The sequence below is a fragment of the Paenibacillus sepulcri genome (genome assembly GCF_042647105.1).
In the GTDB taxonomy this organism is placed as follows: Bacteria; Bacillota; Bacilli; order Paenibacillales; family Paenibacillaceae; genus Paenibacillus_Z; species Paenibacillus_Z sepulcri.
In genome coordinates, this window is the sequence record NZ_JBHRUP010000001.1 from 3,984,044 (window position 1) to 4,007,773 (window position 23,730).

General features: G+C 53.7%; 21 protein-coding genes and 1 riboswitch. Of the genes, 2 read left to right on the plus strand and 19 right to left on the minus strand.

From position 1 onward, the window contains the following. Nucleotides 1–293 precede the first annotated feature (293 nt). A complete protein-coding gene (locus ACFOLF_RS17630) occupies nt 294–1,781 on the minus strand; it encodes a bifunctional methyltransferase/pyrophosphohydrolase YabN (protein WP_210046372.1) in 1,488 nt (495 codons plus the stop codon). Nucleotides 1,782–1,903: 122 nt separating this feature from the next. Here ACFOLF_RS17630 and ACFOLF_RS17635 point away from each other — a divergent pair, with 122 nt between their 5' ends. Further along, entirely contained in the window at nt 1,904–2,110 is a 207-nt protein-coding gene (locus ACFOLF_RS17635; RefSeq protein WP_210046371.1) for a hypothetical protein, read from the plus strand. An 85-nt stretch (nt 2,111–2,195) separates the two neighbouring features. Here ACFOLF_RS17635 and ACFOLF_RS17640 read toward each other — a convergent pair whose 3' ends face one another. The 15 genes from ACFOLF_RS17640 to pth form a co-directional block, all read right to left on the minus strand. Then, complete coding sequence (locus tag ACFOLF_RS17640) at nt 2,196–4,001, minus strand: oligosaccharide flippase family protein (RefSeq protein WP_379114258.1); 1,806 nt, start codon at nt 3,999–4,001, stop codon at nt 2,196–2,198. Nucleotides 4,002–4,195: 194 nt separating this feature from the next. Next, nucleotides 4,196–4,738, minus strand: a complete 543-nt coding sequence (gene spoVT, locus ACFOLF_RS17645) for a stage V sporulation protein T (RefSeq protein WP_210046370.1) — start codon at nt 4,736–4,738, stop codon at nt 4,196–4,198. A 288-nt stretch (nt 4,739–5,026) separates the two neighbouring features. After that, nucleotides 5,027–5,788, minus strand: coding sequence for an ABC transporter ATP-binding protein (locus tag ACFOLF_RS17650; RefSeq protein ID WP_379114265.1), 762 nt, complete (start codon nt 5,786–5,788; stop codon nt 5,027–5,029). Nucleotides 5,789–5,930: 142 nt separating this feature from the next. Then, nucleotides 5,931–6,731 carry an ABC transporter permease gene (locus ACFOLF_RS17655; protein ID WP_210046369.1) on the minus strand — a complete coding sequence of 267 codons (801 nt, stop codon included), beginning with the start codon at nt 6,729–6,731 and terminating at the stop codon, nt 5,931–5,933. Nucleotides 6,732–6,738: 7 nt separating this feature from the next. Continuing rightward, nucleotides 6,739–7,755, minus strand: a complete 1,017-nt coding sequence (locus ACFOLF_RS17660; protein ID WP_210046368.1) for an ABC transporter substrate-binding protein — start codon at nt 7,753–7,755, stop codon at nt 6,739–6,741. A 158-nt stretch (nt 7,756–7,913) separates the two neighbouring features. Then, nucleotides 7,914–8,059: riboswitch (guanidine-I (ykkC/yxkD leader) on the minus strand. 119 nt (nt 8,060–8,178) lie between these two features. After that, nucleotides 8,179–8,874 carry an urea ABC transporter ATP-binding subunit UrtE gene (gene urtE / locus ACFOLF_RS17665; RefSeq protein ID WP_210046367.1) on the minus strand — a complete coding sequence of 232 codons (696 nt, stop codon included), beginning with the start codon at nt 8,872–8,874 and terminating at the stop codon, nt 8,179–8,181. Further along, complete coding sequence (gene urtD, locus ACFOLF_RS17670) at nt 8,852–9,637, minus strand: urea ABC transporter ATP-binding protein UrtD (protein ID WP_379114256.1); 786 nt, start codon at nt 9,635–9,637, stop codon at nt 8,852–8,854. Before urtD ends, urtE begins: the two co-directional genes overlap by 23 nt. Beyond that, a complete protein-coding gene (urtC, locus tag ACFOLF_RS17675; protein ID WP_210046366.1) occupies nt 9,600–10,688 on the minus strand; it encodes an urea ABC transporter permease subunit UrtC in 1,089 nt (362 codons plus the stop codon). The genes urtD and urtC overlap by 38 nt, the downstream gene beginning before the upstream one ends. A 20-nt stretch (nt 10,689–10,708) precedes the next feature. Beyond that, complete coding sequence (gene urtB, locus ACFOLF_RS17680) at nt 10,709–11,614, minus strand: urea ABC transporter permease subunit UrtB (protein ID WP_210046365.1); 906 nt, start codon at nt 11,612–11,614, stop codon at nt 10,709–10,711. Nucleotides 11,615–11,741: 127 nt separating this feature from the next. Further along, a complete protein-coding gene (gene urtA, locus ACFOLF_RS17685) occupies nt 11,742–13,016 on the minus strand; it encodes an urea ABC transporter substrate-binding protein (protein ID WP_210046364.1) in 1,275 nt (424 codons plus the stop codon). Between the two features lie 333 nt (nt 13,017–13,349). Then, entirely contained in the window at nt 13,350–14,390 is a 1,041-nt protein-coding gene (locus tag ACFOLF_RS17690) for a lactonase family protein (RefSeq protein WP_379114263.1), read from the minus strand. 209 nt (nt 14,391–14,599) lie between these two features. Further along, on the minus strand, nt 14,600–15,664 hold the full coding sequence (locus tag ACFOLF_RS17695) for a peptidylprolyl isomerase (RefSeq protein WP_379114261.1): 1,065 nt from the start codon (nt 15,662–15,664) through the stop codon (nt 14,600–14,602). A gap of 37 nt (nt 15,665–15,701) precedes the next feature. Then, nucleotides 15,702–19,229 carry a transcription-repair coupling factor gene (gene mfd, locus ACFOLF_RS17700; protein WP_210046361.1) on the minus strand — a complete coding sequence of 1,176 codons (3,528 nt, stop codon included), beginning with the start codon at nt 19,227–19,229 and terminating at the stop codon, nt 15,702–15,704. Between the two features lie 343 nt (nt 19,230–19,572). Continuing rightward, complete coding sequence (locus ACFOLF_RS17705) at nt 19,573–19,803, minus strand: anti-sigma-F factor Fin (protein WP_210046360.1); 231 nt, start codon at nt 19,801–19,803, stop codon at nt 19,573–19,575. Nucleotides 19,804–19,857: 54 nt separating this feature from the next. Continuing rightward, entirely contained in the window at nt 19,858–20,418 is a 561-nt protein-coding gene (gene pth / locus ACFOLF_RS17710) for an aminoacyl-tRNA hydrolase (RefSeq protein ID WP_210046359.1), read from the minus strand. 172 nt (nt 20,419–20,590) lie between these two features. Here pth and ACFOLF_RS17715 point away from each other — a divergent pair, with 172 nt between their 5' ends. Next, on the plus strand, nt 20,591–20,791 hold the full coding sequence (locus ACFOLF_RS17715; protein WP_210046358.1) for a hypothetical protein: 201 nt from the start codon (nt 20,591–20,593) through the stop codon (nt 20,789–20,791). A gap of 155 nt (nt 20,792–20,946) precedes the next feature. Here the strand turns inward: ACFOLF_RS17715 and ACFOLF_RS17720 are convergent, their stop codons facing one another. From ACFOLF_RS17720 to spoVG, 3 genes are all read right to left on the minus strand, one after another. Beyond that, entirely contained in the window at nt 20,947–21,576 is a 630-nt protein-coding gene (locus ACFOLF_RS17720) for a 50S ribosomal protein L25/general stress protein Ctc (RefSeq protein WP_210046357.1), read from the minus strand. A 230-nt stretch (nt 21,577–21,806) separates the two neighbouring features. Then, on the minus strand, nt 21,807–23,192 hold the full coding sequence (gene glmU, locus ACFOLF_RS17725) for a bifunctional UDP-N-acetylglucosamine diphosphorylase/glucosamine-1-phosphate N-acetyltransferase GlmU (protein WP_210046402.1): 1,386 nt from the start codon (nt 23,190–23,192) through the stop codon (nt 21,807–21,809). A gap of 222 nt (nt 23,193–23,414) precedes the next feature. Further along, nucleotides 23,415–23,702, minus strand: a complete 288-nt coding sequence (gene spoVG / locus ACFOLF_RS17730; RefSeq protein WP_189000021.1) for a septation regulator SpoVG — start codon at nt 23,700–23,702, stop codon at nt 23,415–23,417. Nucleotides 23,703–23,730: the final 28 nt, after the last annotated feature.

Here is a 23,730-nt window from a genome sequence, read left to right on the forward strand (position 1 = left end):
CCTCCTAAATTTTTAATTATCATAGCAGATAGTCACTATACTTCCACTTTGAGTTTACTTGCCCGCTTGTACCTATTCTGCTTGATTCTAAATAAATCCTGCCCATTTGTAAATTTTTTTTGCAATTTCTGGCGACTGGAGACGAATTTCCGATGAACCTTTAGCCGGGTTGGAAGAACGGCCCTCTCATCTTCAGCAGTCTATCAGCTTCAAGCCTTCCCTAGGATAAGCGGGCATCCTTATTCTGTCCCCGGGCTTATCGCAAGGAAGAGCATCCGGCGTCAATCGCGCTTTCAGGGGAGCAGCTTGGCTTCCTCCCAATACCGGTCCATCTCTATTAAATCAGTTTGGTCAAAGGTTCGTCCACTTATACGAAGCTGCTCTTCAATATATGAAAATCGTTTCTTGAACTTCCGGTTCGTCCGGGCAAGCGCTTCTTCGGGATCAGCATGGATGAACCGGGAAGCATTCACCACGGCAAACAACAGATCGCCCAGCTCATCGGCCTGCTCTTCCGGATTCCCGGCTGCTATGGCCTCCCGCAGCTCACCCAGTTCCTCTTCGATCTTGCCGAGCACCGGCTGAATATCATCCCAGTCAAAGCCGACCTTGGCCGCTTTCTTCTGAAGCTTATAAGCCTTCATAAGCCCGGGCAAATCCGGTGGAATCCCGTCCAGCTGCGACAGTTCCCCGGGATTTATGCCTTTGCGCCGTTTCTCCTCCGCTTTCATCTGCTCCCAATTCTGCAGGGCTTCCCCGGAATCATTGGCAACCTGGTCGCCAAAAACATGCGGATGGCGAAACAGCAGCTTCTCATTGAGGGACTCGATGACATCGTAGACGGAGAAGGAGCCAACCTCCTCTTCCATCTGGCTGTGCAGCATAACCTGAAGGATCACATCGCCGAATTCCTCGCGCATTCCGTCCGGATCGTCCGCATCCAGCGCTTCGATCGCTTCGTAGGTTTCCTCGATGAAGTTTTTGCGGATGGATGTATGCGTCTGCTCCCGGTCCCAAGGGCAGCCTTCATGGCTGCGGAGGATCCCCACAATCTCGTGCAGCCTTTCAAAGGATCGGTTGCGCAGCTTGTCATCGGTGGAGCGCGGCACATAGACAAGGGACAAATTCCCAAATCCCGGAGTCCGGTCCAGCTCATAGAGCGGGATCGTCAATATCTGTTCTTCGCCCGCGATTCCGAGCGCGTGGCCGACAATGACGGGATAGTCGTCGGGCAGCTGCTCCATCAAGCTTAATTTCACATCCGAAGCCGTAAATTCATCATAGACCTGACCGATCAGAGTGTGCAGCTCCGGCCGCAGCTGTGACGGTTTTAGTTCCGCTGCATCCAGCAGCACGAAGCCTTCGATGGGATCGAAGCCAAGCCGGGTGAAGGCCTGATCGAGGAAGCTCTCTCCGCCCAGAATAACCAGCTCGATCCCCTCTTGAGGACAGCGTTCGCGCAGCAGCTGCACAGTACGTTCCGCTACCATCGGGTGCCCGGGAACGGCGTAAATCAGCTCAGACGCGGCTGGCAGCGATTTGGCCTGCCCGATCAGCGCCTCCGTAATAGCGGCATAGACATCAGGGAAGGAATCAAGCTGTTCATACAGGCTGTCAAACGACGTATAGGTTAAATCATTGTCGCCGAAGATCTTCATCATGGGATGCTTCTCCGTCCGTACAAAGCGGCGCTCCGTCTTCTGGAGCCTGCGCCAGACGCCGAGCGTCAGCTGGTCGGCATCGCCAGACCCCAGCCCGACAACGGTAATGGTTGGTTGCATGAATGAACCCTCCTTTGCTTAATAAGTGGTAGGCAGGTAGGTCTTTTCTTGTAAGGCTGCCAAGCGCGCATGAGCTGCTCTTGGAGAGCTGATGGCGTACGTGCCTTGGGGGCTGTACGCGAGTGGGGCAGATCAAGGCCGATATCATGTACGGCAAGCCGGATGGTACGTGCTTGGCGGGCTATACCCGAGTAAGGCTGATCAAGACCGAGTTCATGTATGGCAAGCCGGATGGTACGTGCCTGGCGGGCTATACCCGAGTGAGGCTGATCAAGGCCGAGTTCATGTATGGCAAGCCGGATGGTACGTGCCTGGCGGGCTATACATGAGTGAGGCTGATCAAGGCCGAGTTCATGTATGGCAAGCCGGATGGTACGTGCCTGGCGGGCTATACATGAGGCATTCTGCCTCATGTTACTCGGCCGGAGGAAGCAGCCGCCAGCGGATCAGGCGGGCGGCCAGACTTGGGCCGCCCGGCAGTGCGCGCAGCTCGGCCGCGGTTATGCCGCCGAAGCGGAGCGCGGCGGCGGCGAACAGCGCGCCGCCGATGGCTGTGCCGCCGAGCGCCAGCACGGCGGCGGCCGCTCTGGGCGGCAGCGCCAGCCCGAGCAGCGGCGCTCCGCAGCGCTCGGCCAGGACCAGCGCCGCGGCCATTACCGCGAGCGCAAGCAGGGTGCCCGCGGCACGGCGAGCGGGCACTCCCGCGCCCGTGGCGCGGCGGACGGCGTCCGCGCTCAGCAGGGCGGCCGCCATGAGCGCGGCGATGCCCGCGCAGGCAGCGCCGGCGATGCCAAGCGCCGGCACGAGCAGAGCATTGAGCGCCGCCTTGAGCACGGCGGCCGCCAGCATGAACAGCGCAGGGGCGCGGGCGCTCCCCAGCCCCTGCAGCGCGGCTGCCGCGATCGCGGCGACCGTGCCCGCGAGCGCTGTGCAGCCCACAAGGGCAAAGGTACGCGTGCCGGCGGCGTCCGCGTACAGCATGACATTGATGGGCTCGGCCAGCAGCACGAGCCCGACCGCCGCCGCGCCGCCCACCGCCCACGCGGCGCGCATCACCAGGGCCGACTGCCGTTTCACGCCGGCCAGGTCGCCCTGAAGCCGCGCAGTCGCTAGCGCCGGAACAAGCGCGGCGCCCATCGCGCCTGCCACCATCACGACCAGCTGCACAAGCGGCTGCCCACGGCTGTACAGGCCGAACTGCGCCATAGCCGCCGCCGGGTCTGCGCCCGCAGCGCCCAATAGGCGCGGCACCGTGAACGCATCGACTACGCTGAGCGCGGGAACAGCCAGTGCGCCGAGTGTAACAGGTACGGCAAGTCCGGCGAGTCTGCGCATCAGCGGCATTATTACACCGCTATTCGGAGGCTTAAGTGCCTGCCCGGAAGGTGCCATTCCACCGCTAACAGGACTCGTAATCGCAGCTTCAGGACGGTTAATTGCCCGGTCACGCAGCCAATACCCGGCCATGACCATAAGGCCTGCGGCGTTGCCGAAAGCGGAGCCCGCCGTTGCTCCGGCAGCCAATGATCCGTCATTCCATCCCAAATGCCATCCGATGGCCAGCAGCGCAAGCATGGCGCCCACACGGATGGTCTGTTCGGACAGCTGGGAAACAGCCGAGGGCAGCATGTTGCCAAGTCCTTGATAATACCCGCGAAGCGCAGCCGTTACAGGCCCAACCCACAGCGCCAGCGAAACGGCGCGAACAGCGGATACGGTATCCGGATCGCCGATCCATCCCGCAATGTGACGCGCCCCCAGCCACATGAGCGCAAAACCGGCAGCTCCGCTGAGGCTGAGCAGCATCACGCTCGCTCTCAGCACAAGCCGCGCGCCGTCCCGGTCACCGCCGGCCATCCGCTCCGCAACAAGCAGTGATACGGCAACGGGGAAGCCCGCCGTAACCATGACAAGCAGCAGCTGATACAACGGATATACCGCATTGTAAATGCCGAATACCCGATCCCCCGCGATATTTTGCAGCGGAATCTTCTGCAGGGTTCCGAGCGCCTTGCTGATCAGCATCGCGGCTCCCATCAATGCCGCTCCCCCGAGCATCTGCGGGCCGCGGGAGCGGCGGACGCCCATTTCAGGCGGGAGACCGTCCTCCTGCCCGCCGCTGTATGTATCCCCGTCAGGGGTCAAAACCTTATCCTCATCCATCAATCCGGACCTGCCGCTGCCGGCAAGCCCGGAAGCATTGGCCTTATGTCGTTTCACTTGTTCCAAGCCCGGCACCTGCCTGTCTGTACTCCTCCCCTCATTATACCCGAAAGCATCCCGATGTGAATGGCGCTCCTTATCGGCTTCTTAACCTCCACATGAGCAGAGGCTGATTCCGGCGGCACACAACCCCAAAACAAAAAACAAGCTGCTGCCAGTGTTTTAACGTCACTGTGCAGGCAGCTTGCCCTTTATTGCTCCATTTGTTTGGCCAGGAATCCGGCGGCTGTTTCAGCCATTTTGGTTTCCATCTGCGCCATCTTGACGTTTTCATCCTTGCTGAGCAGCACAACCGTCCCAATGGGGTCTCCGCCCGCTACAATCGGCGCCGCTACAAACGAGCTGAAAGCTTCACCGATATCCTTGACTACTTCATATGAGCCGCTGCCGGTCTCAACCACCGTTTTGCGGTTCTCCATACAGGACTCCAGAATGGATCCGATTTGCTTCTCCATATATTCCTTCTTCGATGTCCCCGCTACGGCTATAATATTGTCACGATCCGTAATCAGTGTAATGTGGCTCGTGCTTTCCGAGAGGGATTCGGCGTATTCCTTGGCGAATTCACCAAGCTCCCCGATCGGGGAATATTTCTTCAAAATCACTTCCCCATCGCGGTCAACGAATATTTCAAGCGGATCGCCCTCGCGTATACGCAGCGTACGGCGGATTTCCTTAGGAATGACGACCCGGCCCAAATCGTCAATTCGACGAACAATTCCAGTTGCTTTCATGTTCTGGTTGCCCCACTTTCATTGAAGGTTTTGAATTCGACTGGATACCCGATACTTGTCTATTGCACAAGAGGAGAGAACTTGTAATAAAGGTGTTTTTCGAATCTGACCATAGTATTCATCCGCTCCCATATTCTTATGCACGTGGTAAACGATCACAGTCTTTAAAATATCCACAGGCCGGGGAACCCCTCAATAAAATGCTGACCCAGCATCAAACGACGGCCCGAAATCGAGCCGCCGCCGTACACATTATATAGCGTTTTGCTGCTTCCACAGGTGGTGAAATCAATGCTTGAGAAGCTGGGCAATTTCCCGCTTCAGAGCCAGAAATTCGGGATGCTCGCGCACTTCCGGTGATCGCCGGGCAGGAAGCTTCACCTCATAGGTCTTCAATATCCGCCCGGGTCCGGCGCCCATAACCACAATACGCTGGGACAAGAATATCGCTTCATCGATGTCATGAGTAATGAACAAAACCGTTGTTTTTTCCCTCTCCCATACCTCAAGCAGCATTTCCTGCATTTCCAGCTTCGTTTGGGCATCAAGCGCGCCGAACGGCTCATCCATCAACAGCACCTTCGGCCGGTTGGCCAAAGCTCTGGCGATTGCGACCCGCTGCTTCATCCCGCCGGAGAGCTGCTTGGGATAGGCTTTACGGAATTCCTCCAGCCGGGTCACCTTCAACCAATAGCTGCTGATCGCACGGCGGTCCATAGTTGCCACTCCCTTAAGCTTCGGACCGTATTCTATGTTCTCCTGCACGGTCAGCCATGGGAACAGGGTGTAGCCCTGGAACACCATGCCCCTGTCGGCTCCCGGACCAATCACTTCGCCGCCATCGACGGTGACTGTGCCCTCCGTCAGCTCATCGAGGCCTGCGACAATGCGCAGCAGGGTTGATTTTCCGCAGCCCGAGGGGCCAAGTATTGTCACGAATTCATTGCTTCCAACCGTCAAATCTATTCCCTTAAGCGCCTCGAACCCGCCTGTTTTTGTTTCATACACCTTCTGCAGCCCGCTTATGACAATTTCACCGATGGCCGGCACAACCGCTGGACCGCGACCAGCTGACCCGCTGCCGCCCGCTTCCTCAAGGCTGCCTTCCTTCTGCTTCCGAATCGCCGCTTCCACACTCCCACTCCTCTCCTGCTTCCAAGCTTTCCTTTAAGGATGTAGCAAAATCTTCCGTTTATGCCCATGGATATAATCTGCGGTTTAAGAAAGCAAAAATCCGGTCGCTGATCAGACCAAGCAGCCCGATAACGATAATCCCCACAAAAATCTGATCCGTATTCAGGAAACGCTGCGCCTTCATGATGGCAAAACCGAGACCGCTGTTCACCGCCACCAGCTCCGCGACGACCAGATAAGTCCACGCCCAGCCCAGAACTAGACGGAGCGTGTTCATCAGCTGCGGCTGTATAGCCGGGATCAAGACGGTTTCGATCGCTTTCCAGCGCCCCGCCCCTAAAGTGAAGGAGGCCTGCAGCAGATCATGGGAGACGCGGCGCGTGTTGTCCGCCACCATAAGCACAAGCTGGAAGAAGCAGCCGATAAAAATCAGCAGGATCTTGGCCCATTCGCCAATACCTGCCCAAACCATAATTAGCGGAATGAAAGCAACTGCCGGCATATAGCGGATAAATTCCATTGGAGGCTCGACGAATGCTTCCCCGAATTTGAAGGTTCCCGCGAAGATACCGATCGGGATCCCGATGATACAGGCGAGCACGAAGCCCGAGGTAACCCGGAACAAGCTTATGCCAATATGATGCCAGTAAGTGGCGGTCCCCAGCTGATGAATCAGCTCCAGCAGCACCTCATGCGGCTTGGGCAAAAAGACCGGATTCACCGCTTCGGTATAACTGAGCAGGGACCAGACGAGCAGCAGCAGTGCGAATGAAGCTCCTGCTGTAAACGCGAACGGCCTGCCGCCGATATCTTTGAAGATTTGCAATCTATGGGGTCTGAGTCGTTTTTTTGTCTTCATTGACTGCTCACCTCTTCGCAGTTGCTTCAATAAATTGGGAATCCAGAATAGCGTCGAAATCGTCAATGTCGTCCACCATGTCCAGGTTCTTGAGAAAATCAGCTGTTTTCTCAGCCGTGTAGCGCAGCGATGTATAGTCATCACGCTTGCCGAATGCATTAATATTGTCTTCTACGGTAAACAGCTTGATGCTGTCGAGCCCCAGCTTGAAGTCTTCCGGGGATGTTTCAGCATGCTTCGCCATCAGCTCAATCGCTTCATCCTGATGATCCTGGAAGTAGTCAAGCGCATCGAACCAGGCGTCAACTACCTTCTGAATATCCGCCGGACGGTCCTTGATCACGGAATCGCGGAAAACCAGCAAATCCGGAATCAGCCCCGGCGTATCCTTGGAGGAGAATAGAACCTTGCCCTTGCCTTCCTTGACTGCAGTCGTCTGGAACGGCTCCCACAGCACGGAAGCGTCTGTTTTTCCGGAAATAAAAGCAGGCCCCGCATCGTTGACCGTCATGTTGACGTAATTGACGTCGCTTTCCTTCAGCCCGTTCTTGTCTAATGCCGTCAGCAGCAGCAGATGGTCAACCGTACCCAGCTCGGTGGCTATTGTTTTGCCTTTCAAATCCGCAATGGAGCTAAATTCCGGCTTGCTCACGATGGCATCGCCGCCAAAGGAGTTATCATTGACAAGCACGGCTTTCAGTCCAATGCCTTTGGACACGGGAGCAAGCGTATCGCTCAGCGTCTGGCTGTTGGCGTCCACCTTGCCCGTTGCCAATGCCTGCAGCGAGTCGCTGTACACAGGGAACCATTCCAGCTTGACATTCACGTCATGCTTTTCGAAAAAGCCTTTCTCCTCCACCAAATACCAGAAGAACCAGCCCGGCCAAGGACTGAGCGCAATCGTGATCGGCTTATCCGAGCCTCCGCCCGAGGAGGATTCCTCCTTGGGTCCTCCGCACCCGGCAAGCGCGGCAATAATCGCCGCCAACATCAGAATCGTAACCGTACGTTTGATTTTGTTCATCCAACTCCAGCTCCCTCTATTTTTATATACAACAAGTGCAAATAAACGATTGTAACGATTGAAATCTTGAACCTTTTGCATGAGGCTGAAGAAGAAACGGCGCTTGCCGTCTTGTCGCAGCAAAATCCAGGGTAAAAAAAAGAAAAAGCCTTGGGATTATCTCCCAGGCTTTTGTCCTTCCGTGTTATATGGCACCATTACTCCCATCAATAGAGCAACCCCTGCCATACGCCGCCTCTTGGACCAGGCTGATTTCTTCCTCGGTTATAGCGAGAGAGATCACGGAACCCTAGACAGCTTTGTGTCCCCACCTGCCGTGGCTGGGAACCTTTATGAATTTGTCAAATTATCTAACATCTAATAGTATTCTATAAGGTATGACACTCTCTTGTCAATGTCGATGTTAGGTTTTATTACATTTAATTATACAGTTAAATAATGGCGAATGACCTCGTCATCAAGCGATTCCAGACCGCCTTCCCAGGCGATGGACCCCTTCTCCAAAATATAAAAATAATCGCCCACACTCTTCACAAACTCCAGACTTTGCTCAGCCAGCAGTATGGCCGTCCTGCCATCCGCTTTAATCAACCGGATCACATCGCGGATATCATCGACGATCGACGGTTGGATGCCTTCGCAGGGCTCATCCAGGAGCAGCATATCCGGCTCCGATGCCAACGCTCTGGCGAAAGCCAGCTGCTGCTGCTGCCCGCCGCTTAAATCTCCGCCCCTGCGGCTGTACATGGTGGGAAGCACAGGGAATTGGGCGATAGCCGCAGCGGGAATCTCCCGTTTTTTCTCCCGTGAAGCCTCCAGGCCAAGCAGCACATTCTCAAAAACCGACAGCTGCGCAAAGATCTCGCGCCCTTGCGGCACATAACCAATCCCCTGCTTCGCCCGGTCTCCCGGGGAACGTCTGGTCATATCCATCTCCTTGTAGGAGACTTTGCCCTTACGCGCCTTGAGCACCCCCATGATGCTCTTCATCAGCGTGGTCTTGCCAACCCCATTGCGCCCCAGCAGGCAAACCACCTGCCCCGGCTTCACCTTCAGCGTCACATCGCGTAGGATCACACTCTCGCCATATCCTGCTTCAAGCTGTTGAACGGCTAGCATCGGCATCCCGCCTTTTCCCCAAATACACTTCCGCCACCCGGTCATCCCGCTGCACGTCCTCCATGGAGCCTTCCTTTAGCAGCTTTCCTTCATGCATCACAGTCACTTTGCTTGCGAAATTACGGACAAACTCCATATCATGCTCCACGACAACAATCGACTGCGTCCTGCTGATCTGCTTCAGCAGCTCGCCGGTCTTCTCCGTTTCATTATCCGTCATACCCGCTACCGGTTCATCAAGCAGCAATATTTCCGGCTCCTGCAGCAGCATCATGCCGATCTCCAGCCACTGCTTCTCTCCGTGAGAGAGGCCTCCGGCCCGCCAGTCAGCCTTCGTTTCCAGACCGATCATCTCAAGCTGCGCTTCAATCCGATCATGATCCTCCATTCGCATCCTGGCCCGCATGGCGGCAAATACCCCACGCTTTTGCTTCATGGCGATTTCCAGATTCTCATAGACGGTAAGCGTCGGGAAAATCGAAGGGGTTTGAAACTTGCGCCCAATGCCAAGCTCCGCAATCTGATGTTCTTTTTTTCTCGTAATATCGATGGTTTTGCTGAACACCACTTTTCCTGCCGTCGGCTTCACTTTCCCGCAGATCACATCCAGCATTGTCGTTTTTCCCGCTCCGTTAGGCCCGATCAGAAATCGGAGCTCACCGCGCTCCAGACTCAGGTTCATGCCCTGGATTGCTTTGAAACCGTCAAAATCCACGGTCACCTCATCACACTGCAGGATGACGGACTCCATCTGCCCCTTCATGCTTCGTCCTCCTTCTTATCAACCGTTTGAATTGGCCAAACAGACCCGCTGCTCCCTTCGGCAGGAAGACCACAACGACAACGAACAGAGCACCCATAAAGAACAGCCAGATTGTCGGATATGATTCACTGAATGCGCTCTTGGCTGAATTGAGCAAAATCGCGCCCAGCGCCGCTCCATAGAGCGTGCCGCGGCCGCCTATCGCCACCCACAGCACCATCTCAATCGATGGCACAATACCCATCATCGACGGCGAAATAATGCCGACATGGAGAACGAACAGCATGCCGGCAAGCCCGGCAAGGGCCGCCGAGATGCTGAAGGCCACCATCTGGTAAAGCGCCGGGTTATAGCCGATAAACCGAACCCGGTTCTCCCCGTCCCGGATTGCCCGAAGCACCTTCCCGAAGCGGCTCTTCACCAGGAAACGGCATAGCGCGTACGCCGCGATAAGCGCCACAACGGTCACGAAGTACAGCGTCCGCTTCGTGTCCGGCGATGCCAGCGAACTGCCGAAAAGCTGGCTGTATCCGGTCACCCCGTTGGTTCCGCCCGTAAAAGCCTGCTGGCCGATGAACAGTGTAGTCGTAATGATAACAAGCGCCTGCGTCAGAATCGTAAAATAAACACCGCGAATCCGGTTGCGGAAGGTAAAATAGCCAAGTATAAGCGCGATCAGCGCAGGCAGCAGAATCCCCGCCGCCACGGCGAACCCGAAATTCCCGAAGGGCTTCCAAAACCACGGCAGCGCGGTCAAGCCGCTCCAATCCATAAAGTCCGGCAGCCTGCCGCCGCCGGCATCGAGCTTAAGATACATCGCCATGGCATATCCGCCCAGACCGAAGAACACGCCATGCCCCAGACTCAGAATTCCGGTATACCCCCAAATTAAATCCAGCCCGAGCGCAACTATGGCATAAGCCAGAAATTTGGCAAGAAGGTTAAGCCGGAAGTCGCTGAGCACAAGCGGCGCGCAGAAGAGCGCGGTTGCGCAAGCCGCATAACCCGCCAGCAGCCACCACTGCCTGGATGTCATCATTCGCCTTTGCATGCCAATCCCACCCTTTAACGTTAATCCAGCGAACGCGTCCGCATGGCGACGAGCCCCATCGGTTTCCACTGCAGAAAAGCAACGATACACAAGAAAACAAGTACTTTGCCCAGCGAAGCTGTCGTCCAGTACTCAAACAATGTATTGGACATGCCGATCCCGAATGCGCCAAATACAGTGCCCACGAGCTTGCCCACGCCGCCTAGCACAACCACCATGAATGCGTCAACGATATAGTAGGTGCCGATGGAAGGACCGATCGGACCAATCAAGGTCAGCGCACAGCCGGCAATTCCCGCAATCCCCGATCCGATGGCGAACGTCGTGGCATCCACGCGGCGCGTGGAGATGCCCACACATGCCGCCATCTCCCGATTTTGCATAACGGCTCTCATCCTGCGTCCCGAGTGGCTGCGGTAAATATACAGATACATAGCGAACAGGCATACCAGCACCAGCGCAATGATAAACAGCCGTTTGTATGGCAGTACCACATCACCCATAACCGTCATCCCGCCATTGAGCCAGGAAGGGCTGGTTACCCCGACGTTCGGAGCGCCGAATATGGTGCGTGCCAGCTGCTGCAGCATCAGACCGACACCCCAGGTCGCAAGCAAACTGTCGAGCGGCCTTCCGTACAGAAACCGGATCAACGTCATCTCCAGCACAAGGCCGAACACGAAAGCCACGGCGAAGCTGACCGGAATGGCCAGCACAAAATACCAGCCGAACGCCGATGCGGGAAAATAAGAGGTGAACATATTCTGGACGACATAGGCGGTGTAAGCCCCGATCATAATCAGTTCCCCATGCGCCATATTGATGACTTTCATAAGTCCGAATGTAATGGAAAGCCCAAGCGCGATCATCAGCAGAATCGAGCTGATACTGATTCCGTTAAACAGCTGAAGCACAATAACATCCATTATTTCACCCCTCATGCGTCAGACTTCTTGCAGTCGGCAAAGGAAGTATCCAAAGAAGCGCTGACGCTTGGCGAATACTTCCTTTGCCGCGTTTCATACGAGGTTGGTTATGACGTTTTTCGTTAATTTAACTTCCGGAGCTCAAGCTGCTCGCCCATTCATAGCCCTTGAGATAAGGGTCCGGCTTCACCGGTTCGCCGGAATTCCATACTTCCTTGAATTGCCCGTCGGACTGCACTTCTCCGATTCGAACGGTTTTGTATATATGCTGATTCTCGCCGTCGATTGTGATTTTACCCTCTGGCGCATCCCATTCAAGACCTTTGGCCGCTTCCTTGACCTTAGCCACATCCGTGGATCCTGCTTTCTCTACAGCAGCAGCCCACAGATAAACCGCATCATAACCCGCTTCAATCGGGTCTGCCGTTACGCGGTCATCGCCATATTTCTTTTTGTAGTTTTCAACGAATGTTTTATTGGCGGGCGTATCTGTCGTCTGATAGTAGTTCCAGGCCGCGAGATGGCCTTCCAGCACATCCACGCCGATGCCGCGGATTTCCTCTTCGGCGACCGAAACCGAGAGAGTCGTCATATCCTGCGCGGTAATCCCCGCATCCTTCAGCTGCTTGAAGAAGGCTACGTTGCTGTCGCCGTTGAGCGTATTGAACACGACCTCCGGCTTCGCCTCCTTGATTTTGCTGATAATCGTTGCGTAATCCGTATGACCCAGAGGTGTATATTCCTCGCCTACCAGCTCGCCGCCTTCGGCTTTCAGCTGTTCTTTAATGATTTTGTTGGCGGTACGCGGGAATACATAATCGGAGCCCAGAAGATAAAATTTCTTGCCGCGGTTCTCCAGCAGCCAGCTTACCGCCGGTACAATCTGCTGATTGGTTGTTGCTCCGGTATAAAAAATATTCGGGGAGGATTCCAAACCCTCGTATTGTACGGGATACCATAAAAGCCCGTTTAATTCTTCAAATACAGGCAGCATCGCTTTCCGGCTTGCGGATGTCCATCCGCCGAACACAGTTGCGACTTTATCCTCGGATATCAGCTTGCGCGCTTTCTCTGCGAATGTCGGCCAATCGGAAGCACCGTCTTCAACGACAGGCACAAGCTTCTTCCCTAACACGCCCCCTTTGGCATTGATCTCGTCAATGGCCATCATCTCCGAATCTTTAACCGATACTTCACTGATGGCCATGGTGCCGCTGAGCGAATGAAGGATGCCGACTTTTATTTCTCCGTTGTCACCTCCGCCGTTTCCTGCAGCATTACTTGTATTGGCTTCCCCGTTGGCAGTTGTTTCTGTGCTTCCGCCATTGTTCCCGCAGCCCGCTAATACCAGGCAGAGCGCAACCAGCATAAAAATTGTGCTTTTCCATACTTTTTCCCTCATTTTCCCACTCCCCTAACCATTTTCTCCTATAATCCGAACGATCCGCTCTCTAAACGTTTTATCGTTCGTGAATTCATTATAGATTCATGTCAGCTTTCATGTCAATATAGTTTCCATAAAAGTTTTATTCACACATAAATGGTTCCTTTTTCCTGCATTATATGATAAAAAAGTCACTTTAATGTTATGTTAATGTTATGTAAAAGAAAATGATTTTGTCGATTTCCTTCTTATACCTAACATGAAATAGGTTCGGTCAACGAAAAAAGCGTCAGGTCTCTTCCCCTTTACGAGGTGAGATCCTGACGCTTTTCGTTTTTCGATGGAAAAAGTCTATTTTACGAACACACAAACCGGTGTAGACAGCTCAATTTGGTGACCGGTGGAAAGCAGACGTCCTGAATCCTGATCAATCCGGTAGCTAATCAGACAGTCCGATAATTGATTGGCGGAAAGCAGAAATTGATCATCCGGCGTGATCGTAAAATTCCGCGGCTCCCGTCCGCCGCTCGTGGCAACATCCACGAGCTCAAGCTTGCCGTCTTCCGCGATCCGGAAAATGGCAATGCTGTCATGCCCACGGTTGGAGGCATATAAGAAACGCCCGCAGCCTTTGACCAGGATATGGGCGCAGGTGCTGTTTCCGGTAAAGGAGTCCGGAAGCGTCCCGATCGTTTGCAGCAATTCCAGACGCAAATCCTCCTGGTGGACCTGATACACCGAAACCGTGCTGTCCAGCTCGTTTACAACATACAGCTGCTGCCCGTTCGGGTGGTAAGCCATATGTCTTGGACCCGAACCGGGGACCGCCGCAGTCTGACGTACGCGCACAAGCTTCCCTACTTCCCTGTGAATCCGGTACTGCACAAGCTCATCCGTTCCCAAATCCGCGATCGTCACATATTCATTCGTCGGGTCGATTATGGAAGAGTGCGGATGCGGCGCTTCCTGGCGGTCCTCGCGCGGTCCCGTTCCTTCATGCTGCACATTATCGGCCATCGGGCCTATGGAGCCGTCCTCCTCCACGGGAAACAGGCATACATTGCCGCCGCTGTAATTGACAACCGTTATAAATTGCTCATCCCGATCCAGCGTGATATGACAAGCCGCATTACCCAGTGTCGAGCGCTCGTTCATCACAGACATGGTCCCATCAGCCGGGTCAACAGCAAGGCTAATTACTTTCCCGGGCTGATCCCCTGTCTCGCTGACCACGTACAAGCGCGTCCGTGCTGCATTCATTGTCAGATAGGAAGGATTAACCAGTCCTGTGACACCAGAGACCCTTCTCATTTCCCCGCTCTCGGTATTCAATTCAATGACAGCAATTCCTTCTGCTTCCTTGCTCGAATAGGATCCGACAACCACCTGCATTTTCCCCAAAGCCAATCCCTCCCCGATCTCCTCTTCCCACTGCGTACAACTGATACTAGGCCTTTACATTACCGGCTCCCGGCATAAAACAAGCCCGGCTTTACAGCCGAGCTTGTCCGTATAGCTGAAACGGCTGCTTCGACTTTTGGCGGCGGATCAGCTTCTTCAAGCTGCCGCAATCCTCGGGCGTTGATGGCAAAAACCGCTGCTTACTTCGTTGCAGGTTCTTCTTTTTTATCAGTCGATGTCGAATCCGGAGCGGCAGCACCATTGGCTGCTCCGTTCGTTGCGCCACCAGCCGCACCATTCGTTGCTCCGCCAGCAGCGTTAGGATCAGCTGGAGGTGCAGGCAGATCAACTTTCGTAATCAGACCCGGGAGCTCTTTGGTCATAAACGTATTGAGGATCTCGGAAGCTGCAGCCTGCTTCAGACCTTCTTTGTCCTCGGCGGACAGCTTGTCAAAAGCCGTAGGCTCACGCTTTTCCACCTTCATGACATGATAGCCGTAAGAGGATTTGACGGGATCGCCGACTTTGCCGACCTCCTGCTTGTTTGCGGCATCTTTAAATTCCGCCACCCAGACTTTTGCCTGTTGATTCTCATACAAGCCGCCAGTCTCCTTGGAGCCGGCATCGTCTGAATATTGTTTGGCCAGTGCTGTCCAGTCGCCGCCGGCATCAAGCTTCTTCTTCACTTCCTGGGCAATCTTGAGCGCGTCTTCGTCCTTGCGCGTCTCTTCGCCTGTCTCGGGGTTGACGGTTCCGACCAGAATATGACGAACCGTGATCATGTTGTAGTCGTCTTTGGTTTTATCGTATTGGGCTTGTACATCAGCATCTTTAACTTTGCTTTCCTCATCCTTCATGATAGAGGTAATCATTGTATAGAAATATTTGATATCCGCCTCGGTAAGGCCGACTTTATCCACTTTTGCCTTCACTTCCGGGGTTGCATCAATTTGCTGCTTGATTTGGGTATAGAAGTTGTTTACTTCTTCTTCCATCGCCTTGTCCTCTTTGTCCCCAAGACGGGTTTTCAGAATCTTGTATCCCACATACTCACGCAGAAATTGTTCCTGAAGCTGCGGAATGCTCAAATACATTTCCGTTTGCGGCTGTACGATGCCAAAGAAGGTCGAATATTTGGCAAACTCCGTCTCCGTTACCGTTCCGTCCTTATACGTCGCAACGGCTTTGCCTTCCCCTGCTCCGGGCGCTGTCCCCTCGGAGTCATTCTTCTTGCCGCATCCTGCTGCCAAAACAACGACCAACATGGCCGCCAATGCAAGCAAGACCCCCTTCTTCCAATAATTAGTGCGCAACATCCTGTAGTTCCCCTTTCGATTGTATGGTTTCTTTATAGTGAAGCAAAAAACGTTCCAGTACTTCGAGCCTTTGATCCATTTCAAGCCCTTTGCCTCTCAGCTGTACAAGCGGATAAGGCTCGTTGCCGGCTGAACGCTTGATCCGGTTCTCGAACTGCAGACACAACCGGTCGACTTTCTTCGTGTCAAACCGCCGCTTCTCCTGTTCGGCGAACCGCAAGCTGATATCATCGCCCTTGCCGCTTATCTGCTCAATCCCGCATGCTGCGCCGAGCACTTTGAGCCTGGCTACGGAAAGCAGATTGTCCACCGATTGCGGCAAATCGCCGAACCGGTCCACCAGCTCCTCGCGCAGATCTTCCGCTTCCTCAAGGGAGCGCAAAGCTGCCACCTTCTTATATATCTCTATCTTCTGTATGCTATCGTAAATATAAGCCGAGGGCAAGTACGCATCTATACTCATATCAATCACCGTACTGACTTCCTTCACCGGCTCGACGGCTTCTCCGCCCATATCAAGCTTGCGCTGGGCTATTTCATCCGCAAGCATTTGGGAATACAGATCAAAGCCAACGGAGGCGATGAAGCCATGCTGCTCCGCTCCAAGCAGGTTTCCCGCTCCGCGTATAGCCAGGTCGCGCATGGCAATCTTGAAGCCTGAGCCGAGCTCCGTGAATTCTTTAATGGATTGCAGACGCTTCTCCGCAACCTCTGTCAGCACTTTATCCCGCTGGTAGGTGAAATAAGCGTAAGCGATGCGATTGGAGCGCCCCACGCGTCCGCGCAGCTGGTAGAGCTGGGAAAGTCCCATTTTATCCGCATCATGAACAATCAGCGTATTGACATTGGGGATGTCCACACCCGTCTCAATAATGCTGGTGCTGACAAGCACATCGGACTCCCCGTCGAGGAAATCGAGAATCGTCTTCTCCAGCTCCTGCTCGGACATCTGGCCGTGCCCGACCGCAACGCGGGCATCCGGAACCAGCGCATGAATCTGTTCCGCCATTTGATGGATGCCCTGCACACGGTTAAACAGGTAATAGACCTGACCTCCCCGGGCCAGCTCCCGTTCAATGGACTCGCGTACAAGAGACGGACTGTATTCCACCACATAGGTTTGCACCGGGAAACGGTTCTCCGGCGGTGTTTCGATAACCGACAAGTCCCGGACTCCGAGCATGGACATGTGCAGGGTGCGCGGAATTGGCGTTGCCGTCAGCGTAAGCACATCCACGTTGGTTTTGAGCCGCTTCAGCTTCTCCTTGTGGGATACGCCGAAGCGCTGCTCCTCATCCACAATAAGCAGGCCCAGATCCTTAAAGATAATATCCTGCGAAAGCAGCCGGTGCGTACCGATAACGACATCCACCGTTCCCGCCTTGAGACCTTTCATCGTATCAGTCTGTTCCTTCTTGGAGCGGAAACGGCTCAGCACCTGCACATTGAAAGGAAACCCCGAGAAGCGCTCGCGGAACGTTTCATAGTGCTGCTGGGCGAGTATCGTCGTAGGAACAAGAATGGCGACCTGTTTCCCCTCAATCGCCGACTTGAAAGCCGCGCGCACCGCAACCTCGGTTTTGCCGTAGCCGACATCGCCGCACAGCAGACGGTCCATCGGACGCGGTGTCTGCATATCTTTCTTGATCTCTTCAATCGCACGCAGCTGATCCCGCGTCTCGTCATAAGGGAACATCGCTTCAAATTCCTGCTGATAGGAAGTGTCGCCTCCAAAGGCAAATCCGCTGGTAGCCTGCCGCTCCGCATACAGCTTGATAAGCTCATCGGCGATATCCTGGACGGAGGAGCGGACCTTTGTTTTGACACGCGTCCATTCGCTGCCGCCCAGTTTATAGACCTTCGGCTCCTTCTCCTCGGAACCGACATACTTCTGGATCAGGTCGATTTGCTCAATCGGAACAGACAGCTTGTCGCCGCCTGCGTACAAAATATGAATATAGTCTTTATGGATGCCGGCAATCTCAAGCGTACCGATCCCGATATATTTGCCGATTCCGTGGTTCTGGTGGACGACGTGATCGCCAACCTTCAGCTCGGAATAGTTTTTAATCCGTTCGGCATTGTCAATTTTTTTGTCCACCCGCCGCGCCTTGCGCTGCTTCTGCGAAAACATCTCGCCCTCGGTAATTACAATCAGGTGAATGGATGGCAGCTCAAAACCGGACTGCAAATTGCCTTCGATCAGCGTCGGCGGCTCAATGCCGTAATCGTGCAGAATCCGCCTGATGCGGTCCATACGCTCCGTGCTGCCGGCCAGCATCATGACACTCGCGCCGGATTTGCGCCAGCGCTCCATCTCCGCCTTCAGCACATTCATTTGACCGTGGAAATTTTGCATCGAGCGGCAGACGACATTAAGGATATTTTGCGGCTGTGTATGTGGAATTTGCCTTAAGAAAAGAGAGAGAAACATGGTCGGGAACGGACGATGATACAGAATCTCATCAGAGGGGCGGGCCAGCACAAGCCCAGGAAGAGATTTTCCGCTTTGCAGCAGATGCAGTTCCCATTCGGACTCATCCCGTTCGAGCTGACGGCCCGTCTCAATGAGACGGGTCGGTTCGTCATAGATAAGCAGCGTATCCTCGGGCATATAGTCGAACAGCGTTTGCCTCTCCGGATAGAGCAGCGAGATATATTTATAAATTTCCGTAAAATACTGATGCTCGCGCAGCTTTTCGATCTCTGCGCCCATCTCCGAGCGCAGCCGGTCCTTGGCCGAACGGTCATTCATCTTCTGAAGCTGCTGCTCCAACAGCTCCGAGGCATGCTGAGCCGCATTATCGAAGCGGCCGGCCTCGGCAAGAAGCTCCTGGCAGGGAGGAACCATATACTGCTCCAGCTTCTCTACCGATCGTTGATCGGCAATATCGAAGGTGCGGATTGAATCGATATCATCGTCAAACCACTCGATCCGGTACGGGTTCGCGGTAGTCAGCGGGTAAAAATCGACAATTCCGCCGCGCACGCTCATTTCGCCCTTTGCCTCTACCTTATCGGCCCGGACATAACCAAGCTCTACCATTTGCCGTAAAAACGCTTCCATAGGCAGTGTATCGCCTACTTTTATCTCAATCCGCGCCTTAGCCATCACACTGCTGATCGGCAGGTAGCGGCGCACCCCGGAGAAGGGCACGACAACAATCCCGCGAAAGCCTTGCGACAAACGGATCAGAACATCCATCCGCTGGGCAAGCGTTTCCGGGCTCGATATGGCTGCTTCCGCTGCGACCAATTCGTTGGCGGGGTACAGCAGCACTTCATTTGGCGAGAGACATTCCACCAGATCCTCCGCGATCTTCTGCGCGGCGAACATATTGTGGGTAACCACCAGCATCGGCTGGTTCATTTCCTTGGAGAGAGCAGCAATCATGACCTGCCGCGACGATCCGGCCAGGCCGGATATCAACTGTTCCCGCATCCCTTTTCGCAATCCGGACACGACTGACTGAAAATCCATATCCGCGGCGTAAGCCTCTAGTAATGCTTTCAACGTTTACTGCACCTCGTTTCATTCCACCAAAGATAATGACTTGCTGCTCTGCCCCGATGTAAGACCCGGGTTCTATAATATCACCATGACCCCCTGTTTCCTGGGCGAGCGTCAAGCGTTATCCTAGCGGAACGATATAGATAAAATAGGGAATACCAACTGTTACAAATTAAAATTCAGGAAAATAGCACCCATAACGGAAACAGCCTGCCTTCTTTTGCGCAAGAGATGCCAAAAGAAGAACAATCCCTGCCGCTGAACCTGAAATTTTAAAAATCAGTTCACAAAAGGAGCCTCAGCCGTGCGCCAAGGCTCTTCAAATCCTGATCCGAGTAGGAGCCCCCTACTGCAGGGGACTATTCATAAGCACGAGTTCCGGATTATTCTCAATCGCCTCGCGGCAGTAGTCGCAAACGACTTTGACCGTCACATCGCCGTTTGGATTATACGCTATTATATCGCTGCGCTCTTCGGTGGTCAAGAAATGGAACCCGAGCTGCATTTCCGATACGGAGCTGTTGTGTATGGTCCCGATAGCGGACTTGCAGTGACGACAAATGTAATGTACAGCCATATTATGCCTCCTGAAGGTTTGTTATACCCTCAGTATGCCCGGACGGGCCAATATTTAACGGTTGAATTTGGCCATGGTCTGATCAAAAGGATGCTTGAGCGCAAATTCGACCGCATCGCAGGTGTCCTCTATCATGGTAGACACTTTGTCTCCATCGCTTTTAGGGAAATTGGCCAGCACATAGTCTGCAATATTCATACCCGGCTGCGGTCTGGAAATCCCCATCCTTACCCGATTGAATATCTGGGTGCCGGTATGTCCAATAATGGACTTGATCCCGTTATGACCGCCCGCGCTGCCCTGATAACGGAGCCGGATTTTACCGATTTCCGTATCCAGATCATCGTAGACGATAATCGCATCCTCCAGATCGGCTTTAAAATAATCCATGAACCCGCGCACCGTCTCCCCGGACAAATTCATATACGTCATCGGCTTGACCAGCACCACCTTCGTGCCGGACACATTCCCTTCACCGAGCAGCCCTTTGCATTTGCTTTGCGTTACACTGATTCCCCACCGCTTGGCCAGCGCATCGACCGCCATAAATCCGATATTATGCCGCGTCCCCTGATAAGCCGTGCCGGGGTTTCCTAATCCAACAATCCATTTCATGTGCGTGCCTTCAACTCCTAAACGTTTTTACTCAGACATTGTTACATAGGCGAAAAATGTTTGCTGTAAAGTTTTTGTAATGATGCAACGAATCATCCTTGTAAATTGTCATATCTATATAAGCGGCAGACTGCCGAGGCAATGCGAAATTGAACACAAAGGAGCGACTTTGATGTATTTGAACGGTCAGCTGATTTATGATGATTCTCATTTCTTGGATCACTCGGAGCATCAGGTTCCAGTCCAGATCTATTGGGGCAACGAGCATAGTGACATCGGCTTCGTCGAACAGTGCAGTCCGCAGTATATCAAGGTTAATAATGTGTTCTACAACAGAAGGCAGTTTACCTTTGTTTCCCGTCCCGGATATTGAAAAAATTCAGGACAAGTTAAACCGATCGCCAGCCTGTGAGCAGGCAGTAGGGTTATGCTACACAGGAAAGAGGGCTGCAGCGGCGCAGCCCTCTCCACCTTACTATATTTTCTCCCCGATGACAAAGATCTTCTCCCCTTGCCACCGCTATGGTTTTACTCGTTATCGCTGTCCTTCTTCTCCTCGGAAGCTTCGGCACTTTCACCCTCGGCAGCTTCGGAATCATCTTCTGCTTTCTGTGGTGCAAGAATGGCAACCACTACCTGATCGCTATCGACACGTGTAGAAACATCCTTAGGCAGCTTCAGGTCGCTCACCAGCAGATTCTCCCCTACAAGCAGTGCGGAAACATCAAGCTCTATAGCATCCGGAATCGCATTCGGCAGGCAATGAACCTCGATTTCATGCAGCAGCACCTGCAGGATACCGCCTTCCTTCACGCCCTGAGCCTCGCCCGCCAAATCGATGCGGACCTGCGCCTTAATCTCTTCATTCATATTCACCTGATGAAAATCAATATGCATAACGCTGCGAGATAAGGCATCCCGTTGAACCTCGGCCATCATGACCGGCTGCTTGCCGGCACCTGGTACATCCACTTCGAGCAGTGCATTGGGATGATAGCGCAAAATGGCAAGCAGTTCCTTCTCATCGACCGAAATGCTGATGGGGTTCTCCAGCTTTTTGCCGTATACGACTCCGGGAATCTTGCCCGTATGACGCAGCTTCCGCAGTTGTCCCTGTGATCCTGACGCACGTTCCTCTGCCTTGAATGTTATAGCCATAAATTGGAACCTCCTGGGTTTGTACTTATTCGTGCTTTATTCATATTCGTACATAGTATATTCATATTACCCACTCCGCCAAAAAATTAAACAAGCAGTATGCTCCGGCTTTTTGAGAACCGAAGCATACTGCTTGCAATCGAGGGGTGCAGCGGCACCCAATTAACGAATAACCGCCGACATCCACATGCTGCTTTGCCCATTGATAGGACCAAGAGAGCCGTTTCTTGTTATTTGCTGTTTGCCTTCTTCGCTTTTGCCCGCGCACGGAGCTTATCCGCATAACCGGGTTTGTTGACTTGACGCTCGCGGGCAATCGCAAGATCTCCATCAGGCACATCATGTGTAATTGTAGACCCTGCGACAACATAGGCGCCATTGCCGACTTTGACCGGTGCGATCAAATTCACATTGCTTCCTATAAAAGCATTGTCGCCGATCTCCGTGAGCGATTTATTATACCCGTCATAGTTGGCGGTAATCGCTCCGCAGCCGATATTGACGTCTGTGCCTACTTTGGCGTCCCCGATATAGCTAAGATGGGAAACCTTGCTGCCGGCTCCAAGCTCGGCGTTCTTGATTTCAACGAAATCCCCGATCTTGCAGCCGATTCCAAGCTTGGTACCCGGACGCAGGTAAGCGTAGGGACCCACCGAGCATTCATCGGCGATGACAGCTTCCGTCGTTACGGAATGCTTGACTGTGACTCCGTTGCCGACTTCCGTATCCGTGATATCCGCCTGTGGCCCGATGATGCAGTCCTCCCCGATCACCGTGCTGCCCCGCAGAATCGTACCGGGCAAAAGAACGGTGTCGGAGCCGATGATGACGTCCGCTTCTATATAAGTGGCGGCGGGATCGATAATGCTCACACCCGCAAGCTGATGCTTGCGGACAATGCGCGCGCGCATGAGCTGCTCAGCCTCTGCGAGGCCGACACGGTCATTCACGCCGACTCCTTCCGCATAATCCGCCGCACAGTAAGCCTCTACAACCTTGCCGGATTTTCGGATAATCTCCATGACGTCCGTCAAATAGTATTCACCCTGCGCGTTGTTGTTTGTAACCAGCTTCAACGCCTCAAACAGCTTGCGGTTGTCAAAGCAGTACATGCCGGTATTGATCTCGTTAATGGAGGCCTGCTCGGGCGTGCAGTCCTTCTGCTCAACGATCCGCTGGACCGCTCCCGCTTCATTCCTGATAATCCGTCCAAGACCCTGCGGATTGGGCACTACAGCCGTCAGCACAGTAGCAGCCGACTGCGTACGCGTATGCAGCTCCAACAGCGCTGTAATGGTCTCTGCCGTGACCAGAGGCGTGTCCCCATACAGAATCACAGTTGTGCCTTCATCAGCGCCAAGCAGCCCCTCTGTTTGCAGAACCGCATGACCGGTGCCAAGCTGCTGCTCCTGCAGCACGAATTCCGCGCCGTCGCCGACGTAGCTCTGCACCGCTTCCGCCCCGTGTCCCACAACAACAACGGTGCGCTGACAATCCGCTTCCCTCACCGTTTGCAGCACATGGCCGACCATTGGTTTGCCGCATACCGGATGAAGCACTTTATATAATTTCGATTTCATTCGTTTGCCTTGTCCCGCGGCGAGTATGACTGCCATTATTTTTCCCAATGTAAATTCCTCCCGGCTTTATGATGTCTATCTGGATCCTCTATGAACTTTTTTGTTTATTCTTGTTCTTGTAAATTTCTCTAATGAATATAGCGTATTCAAGGCAAAAAGAAAAGAGAGCCCAAAAGGCTCCCTTTTCTTCGCAAATCGGGTTGATAAAAGGGCTTCAGTATCCTGCACCCTGATTTGCACTCTCCCCAATTTCGTCAATTACGCTCCTTCTTCAATCACTTCTTCTTCCTCCGTAGCGGCACGCTCATACTCAGCAAGAACTGCAGCCTGGATCTTCTCACGGGTAGTAGAAGAAATCGGATGAGCGATATCGCGGAATTCTCCATCCGGAGTCCGTTTGCTTGGCATTGCCACAAACATCCCATTGTTGCCGTCGATCACACGAATATCGTGAACGACAAATTCGTTGTCAATGGTGATGGAAGCGATAGCCTTCATGCGACCTTCGGAATTTACACGGCGGAGTCTGACATCGGTAATTTGCACTTGTGTTCACCACCTTTGCCTATCAAAG